General features: G+C 69.0%; 18 protein-coding genes. 8 read left to right on the top strand and 10 right to left on the bottom strand.

What is annotated here, in order from left to right; all coding sequences use genetic code 11:
* The first annotated feature begins 97 nt into the window (after window positions 1-97).
* From FBZ87_RS19600 to FBZ87_RS19570, 7 genes are all read left to right on the top strand, one after another.
* Window positions 98-1399 carry a zinc-binding metallopeptidase family protein gene (locus FBZ87_RS19600; protein WP_145612280.1) on the top strand — a complete coding sequence of 434 codons (1302 nt, stop codon included), beginning with the start codon at window positions 98-100 and terminating at the stop codon, window positions 1397-1399.
* A gap of 14 nt (window positions 1400-1413) precedes the next feature.
* Complete coding sequence (locus tag FBZ87_RS19595) at window positions 1414-2787, top strand: amidohydrolase family protein (protein ID WP_145612279.1); 1374 nt, start codon at window positions 1414-1416, stop codon at window positions 2785-2787.
* 187 nt (window positions 2788-2974) lie between these two features.
* Complete coding sequence (locus FBZ87_RS19590) at window positions 2975-4255, top strand: MFS transporter (protein WP_186454849.1); 1281 nt, start codon at window positions 2975-2977, stop codon at window positions 4253-4255.
* Window positions 4256-4507: 252 nt separating this feature from the next.
* Window positions 4508-6811 carry a TonB-dependent receptor gene (locus FBZ87_RS19585; protein ID WP_246134494.1) on the top strand — a complete coding sequence of 768 codons (2304 nt, stop codon included), beginning with the start codon at window positions 4508-4510 and terminating at the stop codon, window positions 6809-6811.
* Between the two features lie 18 nt (window positions 6812-6829).
* Entirely contained in the window at window positions 6830-7939 is a 1110-nt protein-coding gene (locus FBZ87_RS19580) for an LLM class flavin-dependent oxidoreductase (protein WP_145612277.1), read from the top strand.
* A gap of 6 nt (window positions 7940-7945) precedes the next feature.
* Window positions 7946-8776, top strand: a complete 831-nt coding sequence (locus FBZ87_RS19575; RefSeq protein WP_145612276.1) for a TauD/TfdA dioxygenase family protein — start codon at window positions 7946-7948, stop codon at window positions 8774-8776.
* The gene (locus FBZ87_RS19570; RefSeq protein WP_145612275.1) at window positions 8776-9489 is read left to right on the top strand and encodes a cysteine hydrolase family protein; all 714 of its coding nucleotides are present in this window, start codon (window positions 8776-8778) and stop codon (window positions 9487-9489) included. Before FBZ87_RS19575 ends, FBZ87_RS19570 begins: the two co-directional genes overlap by 1 nt.
* 72 nt (window positions 9490-9561) lie before the next feature.
* Here the strand turns inward: FBZ87_RS19570 and FBZ87_RS19565 are convergent, their stop codons facing one another.
* Both FBZ87_RS19565 and FBZ87_RS19560 read right to left on the bottom strand, forming a co-directional pair.
* Window positions 9562-10440, bottom strand: coding sequence for an oxidoreductase (locus FBZ87_RS19565; RefSeq protein WP_145612274.1), 879 nt, complete (start codon window positions 10438-10440; stop codon window positions 9562-9564).
* A gap of 171 nt (window positions 10441-10611) precedes the next feature.
* A complete protein-coding gene (locus FBZ87_RS19560) occupies window positions 10612-11469 on the bottom strand; it encodes a TauD/TfdA dioxygenase family protein (protein WP_246134493.1) in 858 nt (285 codons plus the stop codon).
* A gap of 215 nt (window positions 11470-11684) precedes the next feature.
* Here FBZ87_RS19560 and wrbA point away from each other — a divergent pair, with 215 nt between their 5' ends.
* Window positions 11685-12287, top strand: a complete 603-nt coding sequence (gene wrbA, locus FBZ87_RS19555) for an NAD(P)H:quinone oxidoreductase (protein WP_088874388.1) — start codon at window positions 11685-11687, stop codon at window positions 12285-12287.
* A gap of 66 nt (window positions 12288-12353) precedes the next feature.
* Here wrbA and FBZ87_RS19550 read toward each other — a convergent pair whose 3' ends face one another.
* The 8 genes from FBZ87_RS19550 to mdcC all read right to left on the bottom strand — a co-directional run bounded on the left by FBZ87_RS19550 (window position 12354) and on the right by mdcC (window position 18856).
* On the bottom strand, window positions 12354-13619 hold the full coding sequence (locus FBZ87_RS19550; protein WP_186454848.1) for an MFS transporter: 1266 nt from the start codon (window positions 13617-13619) through the stop codon (window positions 12354-12356).
* 234 nt (window positions 13620-13853) lie between these two features.
* Window positions 13854-14450, bottom strand: coding sequence for a nitroreductase family protein (locus tag FBZ87_RS19545; protein WP_145612271.1), 597 nt, complete (start codon window positions 14448-14450; stop codon window positions 13854-13856).
* A gap of 42 nt (window positions 14451-14492) precedes the next feature.
* Window positions 14493-15443 (bottom strand): acyltransferase domain-containing protein, encoded by a 951-nt coding sequence (locus FBZ87_RS19540; RefSeq protein ID WP_145612270.1) that lies wholly within the window; start codon window positions 15441-15443, stop codon window positions 14493-14495.
* Window positions 15440-16309, bottom strand: a complete 870-nt coding sequence (mdcB, locus tag FBZ87_RS19535) for a triphosphoribosyl-dephospho-CoA synthase MdcB (protein ID WP_246134492.1) — start codon at window positions 16307-16309, stop codon at window positions 15440-15442. Before mdcB ends, FBZ87_RS19540 begins: the two co-directional genes overlap by 4 nt.
* On the bottom strand, window positions 16306-16932 hold the full coding sequence (gene mdcG / locus FBZ87_RS19530; protein WP_145612269.1) for a malonate decarboxylase holo-[acyl-carrier-protein] synthase: 627 nt from the start codon (window positions 16930-16932) through the stop codon (window positions 16306-16308). The genes mdcB and mdcG overlap by 4 nt, the downstream gene beginning before the upstream one ends.
* On the bottom strand, window positions 16925-17647 hold the full coding sequence (locus FBZ87_RS19525; protein ID WP_145612268.1) for a biotin-independent malonate decarboxylase subunit gamma: 723 nt from the start codon (window positions 17645-17647) through the stop codon (window positions 16925-16927). The genes mdcG and FBZ87_RS19525 overlap by 8 nt, the downstream gene beginning before the upstream one ends.
* A complete protein-coding gene (locus FBZ87_RS19520) occupies window positions 17634-18545 on the bottom strand; it encodes a biotin-independent malonate decarboxylase subunit beta (protein ID WP_145612267.1) in 912 nt (303 codons plus the stop codon). The genes FBZ87_RS19525 and FBZ87_RS19520 overlap by 14 nt, the downstream gene beginning before the upstream one ends.
* Window positions 18542-18856, bottom strand: a complete 315-nt coding sequence (gene mdcC, locus FBZ87_RS19515; RefSeq protein WP_145612266.1) for a malonate decarboxylase acyl carrier protein — start codon at window positions 18854-18856, stop codon at window positions 18542-18544. The genes FBZ87_RS19520 and mdcC overlap by 4 nt, the downstream gene beginning before the upstream one ends.
* Between the last annotated feature and the right edge of the window lie 6 nt (window positions 18857-18862).

Here is an 18862-nt window from a genome sequence, read left to right as displayed (position 1 = left end):
GGGGGAACGGGGCCGCCTATGATCCCCTGACGGCACCCGCGCACAGGGGCGGGGCCCAGTAACGCATCCAGGCAATGCATGGGGCAGGGGATAGGGCATGACGACGCATGACGTGGCGCTGAAGGTTTCCGATGAAGAGGCGGCCGCCATCACCCGGGCCATCGACCGGGATGAGCTGGTGAAACTGGTGCTGGACCTGTGCGGCATCCCCTCGCCCATGCGCCAGGAGCGCCGGGCGGGCGAGTTCGTCCACGGCTGGATGGCGGAGAACGGCTTCGCCCCGCGCAAGGCCGGGCTGCTGGAGCACCGCTTCAACGTCATCGGCACCTATGGCGGCAAGGGGGACGGACCCAACCTGCTGTTCACCAGCCACCTGGACACCGAAAGTCCGTTTTATGATGAGACGGACCAATACACCTATCGCCCGGAAACGGTGGCGGACCCGCAATGGCTGGGCGCCTGGCTGGAGGGGGAGACTTTCTTCGGCCATGCCGTGGGCAACGACCGCGGCCCCATGGCCTGCTTCCTGATGGCGGCCAAGGCCCTGAAGAAGGCGGGCATTGACCTCAGCGGCCTCCTATACCTGACCGCCTGCCCGGGCGAGATCGGCCCCGAACCGGCAGAGGAGCGGGGCGGGGTCGACTATCTGGGCAAGGAGCTGGGCGCCTGCTACCTGATGTCCCATGGCGGGGTGGCGCCGGACTACGTCATCTCGGCCGAGGGCACGGACTTCGGCGTCAACTGGACGGCGTGCGGCTATGCCGACTTCCGCGTCACGATTTATGGCCAGGGGGTGTTCACGCCCCTGCTGACCCATCCCGAGGCCTTGGCCGACCATCCCAGTCCCCTGGTCAAGGTGGCGCCGGCCATCGAGATCATCCAGCGCTGGGCGCGGGAGTATGAGGTCAAGCACCGGTACGAGGGGCCGGGCGGCACCGCCGTGCCCAAGGTGCAGATCGGCGCCATCCGGGGCGGCACGCCGCAGGCCATGGGGGCGGCGAGCGAGGTGTGCAACGTCTATGTCCAGGTGGCGTTGACCCCGGTGCAGACCATCGCCGCCGTGGACCGCGACCTGAAGCGCGCCTTCCGCGAGGCCGGCTTCGGCGACGTCAAAATCCAGCCCTACACCGTGCGTCATGGCTTCACCGCCGACCCCGCCGCGGTGCGGCCGCTGCAAAGGGCGCTGGACCATGCCCACGGCCGGGTGCGGGGCGGGCCGCAGCCCATCAGCAATTCCGTCTATTCCAGCATGTGGCGCGACCACAATGTCTTCAACATGAACCGCATCCCGTCCGTGACCATGGGGCCGCGCCGCTGGCGGCCCAGCATCGACGACCTGGTGGACTGCACGCGCCTGTACGCCATGGCGGCCCTGGCGCTGTGCGGCCGGGCGCCGTGAGGCGGGATGCCGGCATGCCGGCACCGGACCTGCTGGTGCTGGGCGGCGACGTCGTCACCATGGATGCCAGCCGCACGGTCTGGCGCCAGGGCGGGGTGGCCATCGCCGACGGCGGGATCATCGCCGTGGACAAGGCCGAGGCGCTGCGGGCGCGTTGGCCGGCGGCCCCGGTGCTGGATGCCGGCGGCGGCCTGATCACGCCCGGCCTGATCAATGCTCACCAGCACCTGACGGGGGACCCGCTGGTGCGCAGCCTGATCCCGGACCGGCAGTCGTCGGACGAGTCCATCTTCGGTTGGGCGGTGCCCATCCACGGCGCGCACACCGCCGATGATGATGAGCTGTCAGCCACGCTCACCGCCGTGGAATCTCTGAAATACGGCACCACCACGCTGGTGGAGGCCGGCACCGTGGCCCACCCGTTTCGCGTGGCCGCCGGCCTGACGCGTGCCGGAATCCGGGCGGCGGTGGGCTGCTGGGGCTGGGACGTTTCCGACGCCCCCTACGCCGCGCCGACGGATGAGGTGCTGGCCCGCCAGGCGGCCGTGCTGGATGGCCTGCCGAAAGGCGGGCTGGTGGAGGGGTGGGTGACCCTGGTGGGGCATGACCTTGCCAGCGACGCCCTGCTGGCCGGTGCCGCAGAGCTGGCACGCCGGCGGGGCGTGGGCATGACCATGCACATCTCCCCGACCGAGGCCGACGTGGCGGCCTACCTGCGCCGGTCGGGGCGGCGGCCGCTGCTGCACCTGGCCGACCTGGGCGTGCTGGGTCCGCACCTGCTGCTGTCCCATGCCGTCTGGCTGGACGATGCCGAGATGGATGCGCTGCTGGCCAGCGACACGGCGGTGGCCTATTGCCCCTGGGCCTACCTGCGCCTGGCCCAGGGCGTCAGCCGGGCCGGGCGCCATGCGGAGATGGCCTTACGCGGCGGGCGGGTGGCGCTGGGCTGCGACGCGCCTAACGCCGGTGACCTGCCGGACATCCACCGCGCCGCTGCTTTGGCTGCCGGCCTGGCTCGGGACATGAGCCTAGACGCCCATTGTTTCGGGGCCGATACGGCCTTCGCCCTGGCCACCATCGATGGGGCGCGGGCCATCGGCATGGCCGACCGTATCGGCTCGCTGGAGGTGGGCAAGCGGGCCGACCTGGTGGTGCACGATTCCCTTTCCGCCCCTTTCCTGGTGGCGGGCGATCCCGCCCTGCACCTGGTGTGGGGTACTGACGGCCGGTCGGTCCGCGACGTGGTGGTCGATGGTCGGATTGTCGTGCGGGACGGGCGCTGCCTGACGGTGGATGAGGACGCCCTGCGGCGGCAGGCGCGCGCATCCCAGGCCGCGCTGTTGGCTCGCGCCGGACTGACCCCGCGTCCGGTTTGGCCCGTGCGCTGATTTGGTTAATTATTGGGCAAATTTAGGATCGCTGTTTTTTTAGGCGATAGAACCGTTAAGTGTGCCTATCATCACAGTGGGCGAACGTTTTCGGCATGAATTTGTTCGCCTGTTGGCAAGCGCGGCGACCGCATCGGCTGATAGCGTTTCGGTGATGACTTACACCCATGAGCCCGGGAGTTTCCTGATGCGGCGAGAGTGGTTGGTCTTGGCGGCGGTGTCGTTGAGCTTCTTTTTCCTCAACGCCGCGACGTTCGCCTCGCTGGGCGTGGTGCTCTACACCATGGTTGGCGAACTGCACTGGTCCTTCAAGGCGGCCGGTTTCAGCTTCTCCCTGCTGGGCATCGCCTGCGGCCTGTCCAGCGTCTTCCCCACCACGCTGATGAAGCGCATCGGGCCCCGTTACACCATGGCCCTGGGTGGGCTCGTGCTGGTGGCGGCCTACATGCTGGCCTCGTACACCCACGGCCTGCTGGCCTTCTACGCGGCCATGCTGCTGCTGGGCTTGGGCTATTCGCTGACCGGCAACGTGCCGGCCATCTACGCCATCGCCTGCTGGTTTCCGCGCCGCTCGGCCCGCATGATCGGCCTTTACCTCATGATCGGCGCTTTCGGCGGCGTGGTTGGCCCGCCGCTGGCCCGCGCCATCGTCGCGTTCAGCGCGGACTGGCGCGTCTACTGGATGGAGATGGCCGGTGTCGCCGTGGCCGTCACCCTGGTCAACCTGCTGTGCCTGCGCGACCGTGCCATCGAGGCCGAGCCGCCGGTGGGTGCCGAGGGGGCGTCTGCGGGCCCGGCCGAAATCACCGCGACGGGCTGGACCTATCGCAGCGCCATCGCCACGCCGCAGTTCCTGGCCGTTGCCGCCTCCATGACCATGACCATGGCCTGCGTCACCACCATCAACAGCGTGGCGCTGAACCATCTGGGCATCCTGGGCGTGGCGCCCGACACGGCGGCTTTCGCACTGGCCGCCATGGCCCTGGTCATGACGGTGGCCAAGGGGGTGGCCGGGCCGCTGTGCGAGATCATGTCCACCCGGCGGCTGCTGGTCCTGGGCTTGGCTATGCAGGTCGTCGGCATCGCCTTGTTCGCCCATGCCGGCACCCTGGTCGGCATCGGCGCCTTCGCCCTGGCGTTCGGTATCGGCTGGGGTGTGGCCTACCTGGCCGCCAGCGTCCTGCTGCTGGAATATTTCGGCAAGGACATCGGGTCGCAGGTGCTGGGCATGGTGTGGACCATCACCACCGTGGCGGCGGCAGGGCCGGTGGCGGCCGGCGCCATCGCCGACCAGATCGGCACCTTCGCCCCCATCTTCTACCTTTATGCCGTGCTGATGGTGGCGGCTATCGTGCCCCTGGCGCTGCTGGGGCGGCCGGTGCTGGCCGGCGCCGGCCCTTTCGCCCGGCGCGCGGCCGCGCCGGATGACGGGTCCCAGGGCGCCGTCGCCCAGGTGCCCGTAAGCTGAGCACGCTCAAAGAATAACAACATTAAATTTGGCGAGGTGGGCACCATCCGTGGCAAGGGCTGCGGGTGGTTCCCGCGCGTCTGGCGGTAAAAGTAAAATAATGAACTGTGGCAGGGGTGCATGGTGGGCATGGGGAATGGTGAATTCAGGCAAATTCCCGGGCGTCCTATAACAAGAATACTTCGCGGGATGCCCGCATGCTTGACCTCAAGACGATGCACATCGTCATCTACCAAAGAATGGGGGTCGGGCATGTTGAGAGATGTGAAGCTGCGCTATTGGCATGGATTCCTGGCGGCCGCGATGATGACGGCCGCCTCCGCCTACGCCCAAACCCCGCCGGCCCCCGTGGACGCGCCGGCCGGTGCCGCCGATGCCGACCTGGACGCGCTGGAACCCATCATCGTCACGGCGGAGAAGCGCCAGGTCGACCTGCAGAAGGCCGCGCTGTCCGTCACCGCCGTTTCCGCCGATACGCTGGAAAAGGGCAACGTCACCGGGCCGCTGGGCCTGAACGGCTATGTCCCGGGCCTGCAGATAACCCCCAGCGGCGGGTCTGAGGTCATCGTCTCCATCCGCGGCGTGGGCTCGCAGACGCCGGAGAACTTCTTCACCCAGCCGGGCGTCTCCTTCCACATCGACAATGTCTACATCCCCAACAACATCGCGCTGAACCTGGGCTTCCTGGACGTGGACCATGTCGAGGTGCTGCGCGGGCCGCAGGGCACCGTATTCGGGCAAAGCTCCACCGGCGGCGCCATCAACGTCATCAGCAAGCAGCCGGAGCTGGGCAAGCTGTCCGGCGACGCGACCGCCACCTTCGGCAACTACAGCTACGCCATGGGCAAGGCCGCGTTGAACGTGCCGGTGGGGGACACGGCCGCCATCCGCGCCGTGGTGCAGAAGACCAGCCACGACGGCTATTCCACCGCCACGGGCGTGCCCGGCGGCTATGACCTGGATGACGCCAACAATGTGAACTACAAGCTGTCGGGCCTGTGGCAGCCGACAGACAACCTGACCATCACCCTGACGGGCCAGCATTTCGACGACGACCACCATGGGGCCGCCCTGAAGGCGCTAGACGATCCCGACAGCGACCCGCGCCAGGTGTCCCAGGACTATCCGGCCAAGTTCAAGCTGGCCATGGATGTCGATACGCTGACGGTCAACTACTCCCTGCCGTTCGCCAACCTGAAGTCCATCAGCAGCTATCAGTACATGGATGCCAAGCAGTCGTTCGACAGCGACCGCAGCACCGTGGCGCTGTTCGGCGGCTACGACACCGTGGCGGCCTGGAACACCAAGAGCCGCGCGATCATGGAGGAGGTGACGCTCAGTTCCAACCCCGGAACCGACCTGGACTGGATCGGCGGTGTCTTCTACATGCATTCCCACAGCAGCCAGTACGTGGTGGAATACAAGGGCACCAACGGCAGTGACCCGACGCCGGTGCTGCCCACCAACACCTCGCCGGCCGCCCTGCCGGCCAACCTCAGCTATGAGAACCTGTCGTCGGTGGACCGCGACAGCGTGGCGCCCTTCGTGCAGGCGACCTATCACCTGACCGACCGCCTACGGCTCACGGGCGGCGTGCGCTACAATGTCGACCAGTATGACGGCTGGGGCTCTGACTACTACGGCAAGCCGTCGCCCCGCTCCACCAACGTCTACGCCCTGACCGGCAAGGCGGAGACCGACTTCGACCTGACACCGGACAACATGGTCTACGCCAGCTGGTCGCGCGGTTATAAGCCCGGCGGCGTCAACACCGGCACCAGCAGCGCCATGGTCGTCTCCGGCAGCTACGACAAGGAGACGGTGGACAGCTTTGAGCTGGGGTCCAAGAACCGCTTCCTGGCCAACCACCTGAACGTCAACCTGTCGGCCTTCTACTCCAAGTACAACAACATGCAGTACATCGAGGAGGATCCGGTGCCCTACAGCGGCGGCATCGGCAACATCCCCCAGGTGAACATGTGGGGTGCGGAGGTCGAGGCGAAGTACCGCCTGCTGGACAACCGGCTGGAACTGGGCGCCAACCTGACCCTGATGGACGGGGAGATCCCCGACACCTACCTGGCGTTGGACCGGCGCTTGGCCGATGCCGCCGCCGCCAAGGCCGTGGCCGCCGGCGTGACATATCCCTACAGCGCTCAGTGGTTCGCCATCCGCGCCGCCCAGTCCATCAACGTCAAGGGCAACACCCCGCCCGACATGCCGGGTGCCGCCGGCGGCGTCAACGCCAGCTGGCAGCAAACCCTGGGCGCATACGGTACCCTGGTGTCGCGGGCGGAGCTGCTGTTCCGCAGCGATTATCAGGCGCGGGTGTTCAACGAGGCCGGGGTGGACCACGTGCCATCGTACAGCCAGGTGAACCTGTTCTTCGAATACACCCCGCAAAGCGGGCCGTGGCGGGCCACCTTCACCGTCACCAACCTGCTGGACCGGGCCGGTATCTCCGGGCGCTACACCGACCCTTACGGCAGCGGCGTGGTCAGCAACCAGTACATTCCGCCGCGGCAGATGCTGTTCAGCGTCAATTACTCGTTCTAAGGGAGGCCTGGTTCCATCATGACGCAGACGACCGAACTGAAGCGCGCGCCCTTGCCCTCCGATGCGGGCGGCAAGGACCTGGGCATCTTCCTGCCCATCGCCAACGGCGGCTGGATCCTATCCTCCTCCGCCCCGCGCATCGACGGCTCCTACGCCTATAACCGCCAGGTGGCCCAGCTGGCCGACGGTGCCGGCTACGACTTCATCATGGCCATGGCCAAGTGGCGCGGCTACGGCGGCGCGACCGAGCATTGGCGCTACGCCATGGAAAGCCAGATGATGATGGCGGGTTTGGCGGAGGTGACGAAGGAGGTCAAGGTGTGGGCCACCGTCCACACCTTGCTGCAGAATCCGGCCGTGACCGCCAAGATGATCATGACCCTGGACCACATCAGCCAGGGCCGCGCCGGCCTGAACGTCGTCAACGGCTCGTACAAGGGCGAGTTCGAGCAGATGGGCGCCTGGCGGGATGAGCTGGACCATGACGAGCGCTACACCTTCGCCGAGGAATGGGTGCACGCCATCAAGCGGCTATGGACCGAGGATACGGTCGATTACCAGGGCAAGTACGTGACCCTGACGGACTGCCAGTCCGATCCCAAGCCGTTCTCCCGGCCGTTCCTGGTCTGCGCCGGGTCCAGCAAGCGGGGCATGGCCTTCACCATCAATGAGATGGACGCCATCTTCCTGTCCGGTTCCAGCAAGGAGGAATTGGCCAGGAACAGTGGCATGGCCAAGACCATGGCGAAAGAGGCCGGGCGCACCATCAAGACCTATTCCATGATGACCCTGGTACTGGGCGACACGGACGCGGAGGCCGAGGCCCTGGCCGCCCGGTATGTCGAGGGCTTCGACGAGGGCGCCTGGCGCGGCATGATGAAGGCCTACGGCTTCCTGGACGTGGAGATCGGACGCCAGAACGACTTCACCACCAAGGCCAAGTCCGGCTTCATGTCCAGCCATCTGGTGGGCGCGCCCGCGACGATCGCCGCCAAGCTGATCGACATGCTGGGCGGCTGCGACCTGGATGGCATGATGCTGATCTTCCCCGACTACATCACCGGTGTGCCGCGCTTCGCCCAAGAGGTGCTGCCGGCCATCCGTGAGGCCTTTCCCGCTAAGGTGTGACGCGCCATGGACAACGGCATCCGCGAGTATCAGAGCTTCCGCGTGAAGCCCAGCGCCGTGGCGCTGGGGGCGGAACTGCTGGGCATCGACCTGTCGCAGCCGCTGACGGACCTGCAGGTGGCAGAGGTGAAGGACGCCTTCGCCCGCTACCAGGTCATCTTCTTCCGTGACCAGCAGGCCCTGACGCATGACGCCCACAAGGCCTTCGGCCGGCATTTCGGCCGCCTCGCCATCCATTCCGCCGTGCCCGGCATCGACGGCCATCCGGAGATCGTGGCCATTCACGCGGACGCCAATTCCAAGTACGTCGCGGGGGAGAACTGGCACAGCGACCTCAGTTGCGACGCGGAACCGCCGCTGGGCAGCATCCTCTACATCCACACCCTGCCGCCGGTCGGGGGCGACACCTGCTTCTCCAGCATGTATGCCGCCTATGATGCATTGTCGGACCGCATGAAGGCCTATCTGGACGGCCTGACGGCGGTGCATGACGCCAACCCCGTCTATCACGCGCTGTTCAAGGATTACGACAAGCGCTACCCCTGCAACAGCCACCCGGTGGTGCGCACCCACCCGGTGACGGGGCGCAAGTGCCTGTTCGTGAACTCCTCCTACACCACCCGCATCGAGGGCGTGCCGGAGGAGGAGAGCAAGGCCGTGCTGAGCCTGCTGTTCGACCATGTGAAGAACCCGAACTTCCAGATCCGCTTCCGCTGGGAGCCCCATTCGGTGGCCTTCTGGGACAACCGCGCCGTGCAGCATCTGGCCGTGTGGGATTATTTTCCCAACGTCCGCTCCGGCTTCCGTGTCACCGTCGCCGGGGACAGGCCCTACTGATGCCGACCATCCCGAAAGAGGGCATCCCAGCCGGGCCTGTAACGGTCACCCTGACGCTGGACCCGCCGGTGCCGGCGGCGGCGCTGGCACCCATGATCCGGCCGGATCGCACGGCCCTGCTGGTCATCGATCCGCAGGTGGACTTCATCGCGCCCGAGGGCGCCATCGGCCAGGCGGGCCTGGATCTGGGCGTGGTCGATCCGACGCTGGACCGCATCCGCCCGTTATTGGCCGCCGCCCGCGCCGCCGGCGTGCCGCCCGTCTTCATCCGCGTCATCACCCGGCCGGAAACGGACGGCGCGGCCCTGAAGGCCCTTTACGAACGGCGCGGCTGGCCGGCGGAGGCGGTGGGCATTTGCCGCGCCGGCACCCCTGGCGCCGACTATTACGGCGTGGCGCCGGAACCGGGCGAGATGGAGGTGGAGAAGGTGCTGTTCTCCGCCTTCGCCGGCACGGATTTCGAGGCGCGGCTGCGGGCGCGGGGCATCGACACCCTGGTGGTCTGCGGCTTCACCACCGAATGCTGCGTCGACTGCACGGTGCGTGACGCCTTCCATCGCGACTTCCACGTCTTCATCGTAGCTGACGCCTGCGCCGCCTATGAGCCGGCCCTGCACTGGGGCGCGCTGCACGCCCTGTCCAAGAACTGCGCCCTGCTGGTGGAAAGCGCGGATGTGGCGGCCGCCTGGGGCCAGGCGCGCATCGAGGCGTGACGCCGTCCGTTGGTCAAGGCGCTGGAGCCAAGCGCGTTCCCGGTTGAACGTGCTTGGCTTCCGTCGTGGGCGTCACGCCTGGAAATCGGTGTCCACCGACACGGCCCGCCAGGCCTCGATATCGGCCAGCTGGCCGGTCAGCTTCATGGTCGCGTAGCCCACGGCGTCCTCGCCCAGCAGCAGGCGCAGGGGCGGGGTTTCCGCGTCCACGGCCTTCAGGATGGCCCGCGCCGCGCGGGCGGGGTCGCCCCGCTCCTGACCCGCATGGCTGGCCAGGATGCGCTTGCATTCCCCAACGGTGGCGTCGTAGTCGGCGGCCAGGTCCGGACGGTCCGTGTCCGCCTCGCTGCGTTTGCGCGAGCGGCCGGCGAAGTCGGTGCGGAAGCCGCCGGGTTCCACCATGGTCACCTTGATGCCCAGGGGCGCCACCTCCTGCGCCAGGGTCTCGGTGATGCCCTCCAGCGCGAACTTGCTGCCGGAGTAAAGGCCCAGGCTGGGCCAGCCCACCAGGCCGGAGACGGAGGTGATGTTGACGATGTGCCCGGCCCGGCGGCCGCGCATGTAGGGCAGCACGGCCTGCATCATCGCCAGCGCACCGAAGACGTTGACCTCGAACTGGGCGCGGGCGTCGGCCAGGCTGGTTTCCTCCACCCCGCCCACCAAGCCATAGCCGGCGTTGTTGACCAGGATGTCGATGCCGCCCCCACCCATGCCCCCACTATCGGCCTCCACCGCCGCGGCCACGCGGTGGGTGGCGGCCTCGTCCGTCACGTCCAGGATGGGCGCGCGGGCCAGGTCCGGCGCCAAGGCGCGGAAGGCGTCGGCGTCGGCCTCGCTCCGCACGGTGCCCCAAACCCGATCGCCCCGGTCCAGCGCCGCTTGGGCCAGCGCCCGGCCGAAGCCCGAGCTGACGCCGGTGATCAGCCAGGTGCGCGGTCTTGTCGTCGTCATCAAACGCCCCATCGGTAAAAAAGTGGCCGTGGGGATCCTGCCCACGGCCAGTCTTCGGAGATCGACCATACTGAACCCAGGGCCGGCGACCGCCGGCCCCGGAGTGAGCACCGCAAGGCGGAACGAGGATAGCCAAGGCCACGGACGTGGCCGCCCGGCGTCTGAGGGAATTCAAAAGGGCCGGTCGCCCTTGACCCACATGCGGTGCATCAGGCGGGTGTACTTCTTGTCGTCGTACAGGGTGCCGGTGTGCAGGGTGCAGCGGTTGTCCCAGATCAGGATGTCGCCCACCTGCCATTTATGGGCATGGACGAAGCGGTCCTGGGTCACGAACGCCACCAGCTCATCCAGCAGTTCCAGCCCCTGGGGGTTGGGCACGCCCACCACCTCCTTCACCGTGCCGGTGCTGACCCACAGGGCCTTGCGCCCGTCGGCGGGATGGGTGCGGATCAGAGGGTGGATGACGTCCGGATTCTCCGCCTTCAGTTCCGGGCTCAGCTGGTCCACCCGCAGGTACTGGCGGCTGGTCATGAAGTATTCATAGCTGTGGTGCAGCTTTAGCCCGTCCAGCTGGGCCCGCCGCTCCTCGGGCAGGGCGTCGTAGGCGGCGCACAGGTCGGCCAGCAGGGTGTCCGAGCCCTCGGCCGGCACCTCCACCGCGTACAGCATGGTGCACATCACCGGCTCTGCCTTGTACGAATAGTCGGTGTGCCAACCCACGCCGTCGTTGTGGGCGCCGATGGGCTTACCGTCCACCACCTTGTTGGACAGGATGTAGACCTCGGGGTGGTCGGGCAGGGTGAACTGCTTCTGGGTGTGGCCCTCCAGTGGACCGAAGCGGCCCAGGAAGGCCTTCAGGCCGGCGGGATCCAAATCCTGGCCGCGCAGCAGGATGGCGCCGTGGCGGTGGAAGGCCTCCACCACCAAGTCCACTTCCGCCGATGAGGCCGTTTTCAGATCCACATCCAGAATTTCCGCGCCGAAACCGGGCTTCAGGGGGCGCGTGCGCAGGGCTTCGAGGGTTTCCAACAACCTCTCCTCACTACTCCTGTCTCGCGGACCGTCCGATGGGGATGTCCCAGCATCCACGACACCAGGTCCGTCGCGAGTGTGAGGGTAGGGAAGGCCATCCTGCCCGTCTTGTCCAGAACTGCCCGGGAACTTGCCTCTGGCGGCCCATGCCTTGGCGGGCCGTGGGGCCCATGGCATATGCCGGGCACCCGTAACCCGCCTGGAGACTGACGATGGCGAAGATCCTTGTCCTTTACTATTCCACCTGGGGCCATGTCGAGAAGATGGCCTACGCCGTGGCCGACGGCGCCAAGTCCGTGGCCGGCACCGAGGTGGTGGTGAAGCGCGTGCCGGAACTGATGCCGCGTGACGTGGCGGAGAAGGCCTATGCCAAGCTGGACCAGGAGGCGCCGATCGCCACCCCGGAAGAGCTGGCGGATTATGACGCCATCATTTTCGGCACGCCCACCCGCTTCGGCATGATGGCGGCCCAGATGCGCAACTTCCTGGACCAGACGGGCGGCCTGTGGGCCCAGGGCAAGCTGATCGGCAAGATCGGCAGCGTCTTCGCCTCCACCGCCACCCAGCATGGCGGCCAGGAAAGCACCCTGCTGTCTTTCCACACCAGCCTGTTGCACCACGGCATGGTGGTGGTGGGCGTGCCCTACGCCGAGCCCCGCCTGGGTGAACTGGGCGCGGTGCAGGGCGGCACGCCCTACGGCGCCACCACGCTGTCGGCCAGCGACGGCTCCCGCCAGCCGTCGGAAGCGGAACTGGGCATCGCCAGCTTCCAGGGCGCCCATGTCGCCACGCTGGCGGCCAAGCTGTTCGGCTGAGGCATAGGCGGAAATGAAAAAGGCGGGGTTCGCGCCCCGCCTTTTTCATGCCCCGGGAGTCTCGCGTCAGCCCCTGAGCGGCCTGCCGTACGACGGCAGGAACAGGAAGGCGGCGGTGGCGGCCAGCATCAGGCCCTGGATCAGGTGCAGCGCCGGATCGTAGGACCGATAGACGTCGAAGATGCCGTTCATGGCGAAGGGGATCAGCCCCATGCCGACATTGATGCCGCCGTACAGCACGCCGGCGATGGCGCCATAGCTGCGGAAGCCGAAATAGCGCGACACCAGGAAGGGCAGGGCGCTGTACTCCGCGCCCAGGCCCAAGCCCATCATGACCCCGGCCGCCACCAGCCAGGGCATGCTGGGCCCGTATTGCAGCAGCAGCAGGCCGCCCAGGCCCAGCAGATAGAAGGGCACGAGGATCAGCGGCGTGGCGATGCGGTCCAGCACCAGGCCCATCAGCCATTGCGCGACGGCGCACACCAGGGCGAAGACGGTTACCACCGTCACCCCGTCGGCCAGGGCGAAGCCCCGCTCCGTCAGCACCGGCACGACGTTGGTGAACATCGCCGTCATGCAGGCGGCACACAGGCCGATGGCCAGGGCCGTGATCCAGAAGGCGCGGGTGCCGATCGCCTGGCGCAGGGTCAGGTCGTTGGCCGTGGCCGTCATCGTTTCCGCCCGCGCGGGCCCCGCGTCCCGCAGGCCGCCGGGCGGCGGGTCGCGTAAATACCGCAGCAGGATGGGGAAGCCGATGGCCCCCACCATCAGGGCCATGCCCTGATAGGTCACCCGCCAGTCGAAACGCGACAACAGCACACCGCCGATGATGGGGATGACCGTGGCGCCCAGGCCGTTGCCCACGCCACCGGCGAAGCCCAGCGCCGCCCCGCGCCCCCGGTCGAACCAGCCGGACACCGCCTTGCTGTAGGTCATGGGCGAGGCGAAGGCGGCAGCGATGTCGGCCAGCAGGAACAGGCCGTAGAACGGCAGCACCCGGGCCGGCGCCAAGGAGAACAGGCCCAGCGCCACCGCGAACGACAGGCTGCCCATCAGGATCAGGCGGCGCGGCCCATAACGGTCGACCAGCGGCCCGGTGGCGAAGGCCATTGCCGCCGCGCAGAGCGCCGCCAGGCCCAGCACGCCCGAAACCTGTGCCCGGGGCCAGCCGAATTCCTGGGAAATGGGGATCAGCACCATGCCGAACACGGTGTACAGCACCGGCGTGGCGCTCATGAAATTGCCCATGGTGGCGGCGAACAGGATGCGGGCCTGGGCCGGCGTCATGCGCGCGGCCGAAACAGGCTCCGCCACGGGGCCGAGGACGGTCATGGCGCTATTCCCCTCTATGAAGGGTGCCGGCATCGGCACCGTCAGGGTCCCGGCGGGACCCAACTGCCCGTCGCATTTTTACCGGCCCGGCCTGGGTGGCCACGGCCTATGCGTTGCGGTGCAGCATATCAAATGCCGTCCGCTGATCTTGATCAGGGGCGCCTGGGCATTTGCTTGCGGGGAATGGGAAGCGCGGTTGGGAAGCGGCGGCGGTGCCGGCCGCTTCCCTGATGGTCAGGGCAGGCGGCCCCGATGGACGGTTTCGGCCAGGGGGCGGCGGGGGCTGGGGAACTCCCGGGCCCGGAGCGGCTCCGGCAATGTATCTGGGTCGCCCTTGCGGCCGATGGCCACGGCCGCCTCGATGCGGAAGCGGTCGCCGGCCCCGGTGACCTCGGTGGCCCGCGCCCGGTCAAAGCCGGCCATGGCGTGGGTGTGCAGTCCCAGCTTCTGCGCCTGCAGGGCCAGAAGGGCCCAGGCGGCGCCGGCATCGAAGCTGTTGGTCGTGGCCGGCACCGGTTCGGTCTGCCCGGGCGCCAGGAACAGGGTATCGGACAGGACGAAGAGCAGGACGGAGGCGTGCTGCACCCAGGCGGCATTGCGCGGCACCAGGGCGGACAGCAGCGACTCCCATTCCGTGGTGCCGCGGTGGGCGTAAACGAAGCGCCAGGGCTGGGCGTTGAAGGCCGATGGCGCCCAGCGCGCCGCCTCGAACAGGGTGGCCAGCGTCGCGTCGTCCAGCGTGGACCCGTCAAAGGCGCGGGGCGACCAGCGCGCCAGGATGTCCGGGTCGATGGGATGGTCGGCGGTGCGCTGGGGAACGTCCGTCGTCATGTCTGGGAAGCCTCCAATCAATCGCTGAACCATGGAGACATATCATTCCCCGACACCGGCCGTACACCGGCCCAGACGATCCTTCAGCCACGCCCGCGCACCGGCCAGGCTATGGAAATCGTCCAGGGCGCGGACCTCGGCGGTGGGCAGGGCCGCCGCCGCCATGTCCGCCAGGGCGCGGCCTGGCCCCAGTTCCAGGACCGTTGTCACGCCACGTTCGGCCAGGGCCTCCAGCACGGCCGCCCAGTCTATGGTTTCAGCCAGTTGCCCGGCCAACCCGGCCAGTGCCCGGTCCGGCCGCGCCACCAGCGTGGCGCCGCTGGCGGTCATCAGGCGCAGGGCGGGGCTTTTGGCTGGCACCGCCGCCAGGGCCGTGGCAAAGGGCACCACCGCGTCGGCCAGGCGCGGCGTGTGGGAGGCGACGTGCACGTTCATGGGGCCGGCGCGCGCGGCGCCGGCGTCCAGGGCGGCGGCGCAGAAGGCCTCCGTCGCCGCCCGGGTCCCGCCGACGATGAACAGCCGGCCGGGATTCACGATGGCGATGGCGCAGTCGAACCGCCGGGCCAGCCGCTCCACCGCCTCGCGCGACAATCCCCGCACATGGGCAAGCTGGTCGTCCGGGCCGCCGGCCATGTCCATGGCCTTCGCCCGCCGGTCGACCAGCGCCAGGGTGTCGGCGGCCGGCCACACGCCGGCAATGCCCCAGGCGGCCATTTCGCCGACGCTGTAGCCCGCGACGATGGTTTCCGGTGAAGCCCCGTGCGGGAACAGGGTGGCCGCGGCGGCCAGGGCGCGGGCCACGCACAGCAGTTGCCCCTCCCGGTTGGCGTGCAGGGCCTCCTCCGGCGCCGTCCGGCAGAATTCGGCGGGATGCGCGCCCAGCAGAGCAGTGGCGGCGTCGAGGATGGGACGCGCCGCCGGCTCATCCGGCAGCAAGGCGAAGGTGCCACGATCCTGCCGGCCTTGGCCGGAGCAGAGCAGGGCCAGACTCACGATTCCAGCGCCTCCGTGAACAGTGCCATGGCCAGCAGGTCGGCGCAGCCGCCGGGACTGAGATTGCGGGCGACGAAGTCGTCATGGATGGTCTTGGCCGCCCAGCGCCAGTGCCGGCACCCGACGCCACCGTCCCGCAGGAAGCGCAGGGCCGCCGCCTGCGCGAAGGCCAGCCCGTCGACCCCGCCGCGATACAGCAGGTTGCTGTCGCCCACGGTGGCGATCAGCGCCATGCAGGCGTGGACGCGCGCTGCCTCCTCATCGCCCGCCGCCAGGCGGCGCCCCTCGCGCAGGGCCGGGCGCGCGACATCGTAGACCGACGGCATGCCGGCGGCGGCCTCTTCACGGGCGCCGCCGGCGCGGTAGCGGCGCGCCACGATGCCGCCGTGGCTGGCGGCTTCCTGCGGTTTGGCGGTGATTTCGCGGCCCCAGCGCGCGGCGACCAGAATTCCCAAGGGCTGCCGCCAGGCGCAGGCCCCGGCCAGCCCCGCTCCCGCCGCCAGCAGGCCCAGGCCGAAAATCGCCCCGCGATGGGTGTTCACGTTGCCGGTGGCCTGGCGCATCGCCGCCTCCGCCTCCAGCCCGATCAGGCGCAGGCGGTCCATGCCGGCGTCGGCGGCACCGGCCTCGGCCAGGGCGACGAAGTATGGCTCCAGCGTTCGGGCGCTGAGGCGCAACAGGGCCGCGTCCATGTCCCGGTGCGCGCCGGTGTCGATATGGCTGACCAGGCCGGGTTTGGGCCAGGTTTCCACCTCCAGGATCAGGGCCTGCACCGCCTGCCGGCCGATCCAGTCCGGGCTGGTTCGGTGATCAGGAGCCAGGACGGGGAGGGGTGGCTGGGCCAATGCTGTCTGCGGCATCGTCATGGGAACAGCGCCTCCCGCGCGACCAGGGCCGGCCCGGATCGGGTCTTGACCAGCAGGTGGGGGGCATCCGACAGCCACTCCCGCCATTGCACGGCGCCGCCATCCAAGGATACCAGTTCCGCGTCCAGGCGCATGGGGGCCCAGGCGGCGATTCCGCCCAGCGCCGCCGTGATCCGTGCTGCGTCGGCGCCGCTGGCGCAGGGGATCAGCAGGTCCAGGTCGGACGCGTCGGTCAGGTAGGGCAGGCCGGTCAGGTGCTGCCACGCCAGGCTGCCGAAACAGCGCCAGGACGTATCCGCGCCCAACAAAGCCTCGATCACCGGCCGCCAGGCGGCGGGTGCCGAAGACCGGGCGTCGCGCAGCAGCGGCGGCGGCGCCACCCGGGCCACGGCGGCGGGGGGACAGGACAGGGCCAGCCGCTTGCGCCCCATGCCCGGCGGCAGGGGCAGGCCCAGCGGGACGGCGCCATCGGGGTCGGCGCAGACACGCTGCCGGAAAATGGCGGGGCGGCCCAAATCCGCCCAGTCGGCAACCTCCTCCACCAGGCCGGTCACCTGGCCACGCCACGCCTCGGGGGACAGGTGGACCAGGTCATGGCGGCGCAGGGTGGCGAGGTCAACCATGGGCCAGCGCCAACCGTTGCACTTCCCGCGCGATCGCGGCGGCCTTCACCCGGCCGCCTCGTTCCAGGCCCCACCCCGCCCGTCCGTCATCATCTCGGGTGGTGGCCAGCAGCGCCTTCAGCTGATCGCACAGCGGTTGGTCCGGGTCCCATATCTCCGCGATGGCGCCGGTGGCGAACAGGTTGTCCAGGCCCGGCGCGAAAACGGGGGTGCCGGCCGCCTTTTCCGTCAACACGTCGAGCGACAGCTTGGTCACGCGCGCCATGGACGGCAGGTCCATGACCTCGGGCCAGGCGCCGGGCAGGGCCACCAGCGAGCCGCAGGCGAGGGCGGTGGCGATGAAGGCGCCGGCGGCGCTGCCGCCGTACAGCAGCCCGATGGTGCGGTGGCCCGCCTGCTCCGCCCGCCACAACGCCTTGGCCAGGTGGGCCAGGGTTTCGCTGAGGCCCATCAGCTCATCGCGGCGGCTCATCCGCTGGCTGCCGGAATCGACCAGGAACAGCAGGGGGGCGGCGTCCGGCCGATCGGCGATGGACAGGATGCGGCCGGCCAGCGCCAGGGCCTCATCGACGCCGGGGTAGGTCTTGCCGCTGATGCCGACGACGTCCACCGGGGTCTGCGGATCAAGCCGGCCGCTGCCGCCGAGAAGACCGCCCGCCTCCGTGACGTCATGACCGGCCGGGAAAAGCGAGGAAAGGATGTTAGCGGGCCGCATCGGCGCCCTCCCGTTTTCTGGTCGCGATGGTCAGGAAGGCGCTTGTGTCCAGGTCCGGGACCCCGGCGGGATGGGCAACGCCCAGCCGGGCCCAGACCTCCGTGCCGTCAGCGGCGTCGCCGAAGCGCGCCAGCCGGCGCTCTAGCCGCGCCTGTTCGGCCGTTAGCACCGCCTGGTCGAGGGTGGCTGGTCGTTCCAGGGCCGCCACCGCGCCGGCGCGGAAGGCCGCGACATCGTCATCGACGAACAGGTCGACCCCGCCGATCAGATAGCGATGCTTGCCCCCCATGGTGCGCCAGACCAGCGCCCGGTCGCGGGAATCGAACTCCTCCACGCCCTTGTTGGTCTCGATGACCTCCGGGCCTGAGACGGACAGCCGGCCCTGTTCGGAAATGACCAGGGCGGAGCAGCAGCCGGCGATCAGGCTGCCGCCCCCATAACAGCCGGCGCGGCCGCCCAGCAGTCCCACCACCCGCACGCCTTCGGCCCGGGCGTCCAGCGTGGCGCGGATGATTTCCGAGATGGCAAGTTCACCGGCGTTGGCCTCCTGCAAACGCACGCCGCCGGTGTCGAACAGGATGACCACGTCGCGCTTCATCTGGCGGGCGGCGCGCAGCAGCCCGGTCAGCTTGGCGCCGTGCACTTCGCCGATGGCGCCGCCCATGAAGCGGCCTTCCTGCGCGGCCACCAGGACGGGCCGCCCATCCAGCCTGCCGGTGCCGACGATGATGCCGTCGTCCAGCTGGTGCGGCAGGTTGAACAGCCCCAGGTGCGGGCTGAACTCCCGCCGCTCGGGGCCCAGGAATTCCGTGAAGCTGCCGGGGTCGAGCAGGTGGGCCAGGCGGCCCCGGGCCGACTCCTCATACCAGCTATGGCGGGTGGGGGAGGGACTGGTCATTCCGGCTTCTCCATCAGGTGCACCCCCTGGGCCAGGCGCAGCGCCACCGTGTCAGGCCGCGCGCCGCCGTCGTTGATCGTGATGCGCAATCCGCCCGCCGCCATGCGGACGGCGAAGTCAGCCGTCACCGCCTGCCAGAGGGCGGCGAAGCCATGGGCCGGGGTGGCGATGTCGATAACGCACCGGTCGGGCGCCTCCCCCCGTTCCAGCAGCACTTCCAGATTGCCGGAGGCGACGACGCCCACCAGGCCGACGGCGCGGGTGCCGCCGGCGGGCTTGGTGGTGCTGAGTTCGTAGCGCAGGTTTTCCATGGGGCG

This window comes from Nitrospirillum amazonense (genome assembly GCF_007828035.1).
Classification (GTDB): domain Bacteria; phylum Pseudomonadota; class Alphaproteobacteria; order Azospirillales; family Azospirillaceae; genus Nitrospirillum; species Nitrospirillum amazonense.
This window is presented reverse-complemented; position numbering and strand designations above follow the sequence as displayed.

Excerpts from the sequence above, each read along its gene's own strand:
- FBZ87_RS19580 (WP_145612277.1), top strand. The coding sequence starts at position 6,830 with ATGACGCAGACGACCGAACTGAAGCGCGCGCCCTTGCCCTCCGATGCG.
- FBZ87_RS19545 (WP_145612271.1), bottom strand. The coding sequence starts at position 14,450 with ATGACGACGGACGTTCCCCAGCGCACCGCCGACCATCCCATCGACCCG.
- FBZ87_RS19565 (WP_145612274.1), bottom strand. The coding sequence starts at position 10,440 with ATGACGACGACAAGACCGCGCACCTGGCTGATCACCGGCGTCAGCTCG.
- FBZ87_RS19575 (WP_145612276.1), top strand. The coding sequence starts at position 7,946 with ATGGACAACGGCATCCGCGAGTATCAGAGCTTCCGCGTGAAGCCCAGC.
- FBZ87_RS19550 (WP_186454848.1), bottom strand. The coding sequence starts at position 13,619 with ATGACCGTCCTCGGCCCCGTGGCGGAGCCTGTTTCGGCCGCGCGCATG.
- mdcG (WP_145612269.1), bottom strand. The coding sequence starts at position 16,932 with ATGGTTGACCTCGCCACCCTGCGCCGCCATGACCTGGTCCACCTGTCC.
- FBZ87_RS19590 (WP_186454849.1), top strand. The coding sequence starts at position 2,975 with ATGCGGCGAGAGTGGTTGGTCTTGGCGGCGGTGTCGTTGAGCTTCTTT.
- wrbA (WP_088874388.1), top strand. The coding sequence starts at position 11,685 with ATGGCGAAGATCCTTGTCCTTTACTATTCCACCTGGGGCCATGTCGAG.
- FBZ87_RS19595 (WP_145612279.1), top strand. The coding sequence starts at position 1,414 with ATGCCGGCACCGGACCTGCTGGTGCTGGGCGGCGACGTCGTCACCATG.
- mdcB (WP_246134492.1), bottom strand. The coding sequence starts at position 16,309 with ATGACGATGCCGCAGACAGCATTGGCCCAGCCACCCCTCCCCGTCCTG.
- mdcC (WP_145612266.1), bottom strand. The coding sequence starts at position 18,856 with ATGGAAAACCTGCGCTACGAACTCAGCACCACCAAGCCCGCCGGCGGC.
- FBZ87_RS19585 (WP_246134494.1), top strand. The coding sequence starts at position 4,508 with ATGTTGAGAGATGTGAAGCTGCGCTATTGGCATGGATTCCTGGCGGCC.
- FBZ87_RS19600 (WP_145612280.1), top strand. The coding sequence starts at position 98 with ATGACGACGCATGACGTGGCGCTGAAGGTTTCCGATGAAGAGGCGGCC.
- FBZ87_RS19570 (WP_145612275.1), top strand. The coding sequence starts at position 8,776 with ATGCCGACCATCCCGAAAGAGGGCATCCCAGCCGGGCCTGTAACGGTC.
- FBZ87_RS19520 (WP_145612267.1), bottom strand. The coding sequence starts at position 18,545 with ATGACCAGTCCCTCCCCCACCCGCCATAGCTGGTATGAGGAGTCGGCC.
- FBZ87_RS19525 (WP_145612268.1), bottom strand. The coding sequence starts at position 17,647 with ATGCGGCCCGCTAACATCCTTTCCTCGCTTTTCCCGGCCGGTCATGAC.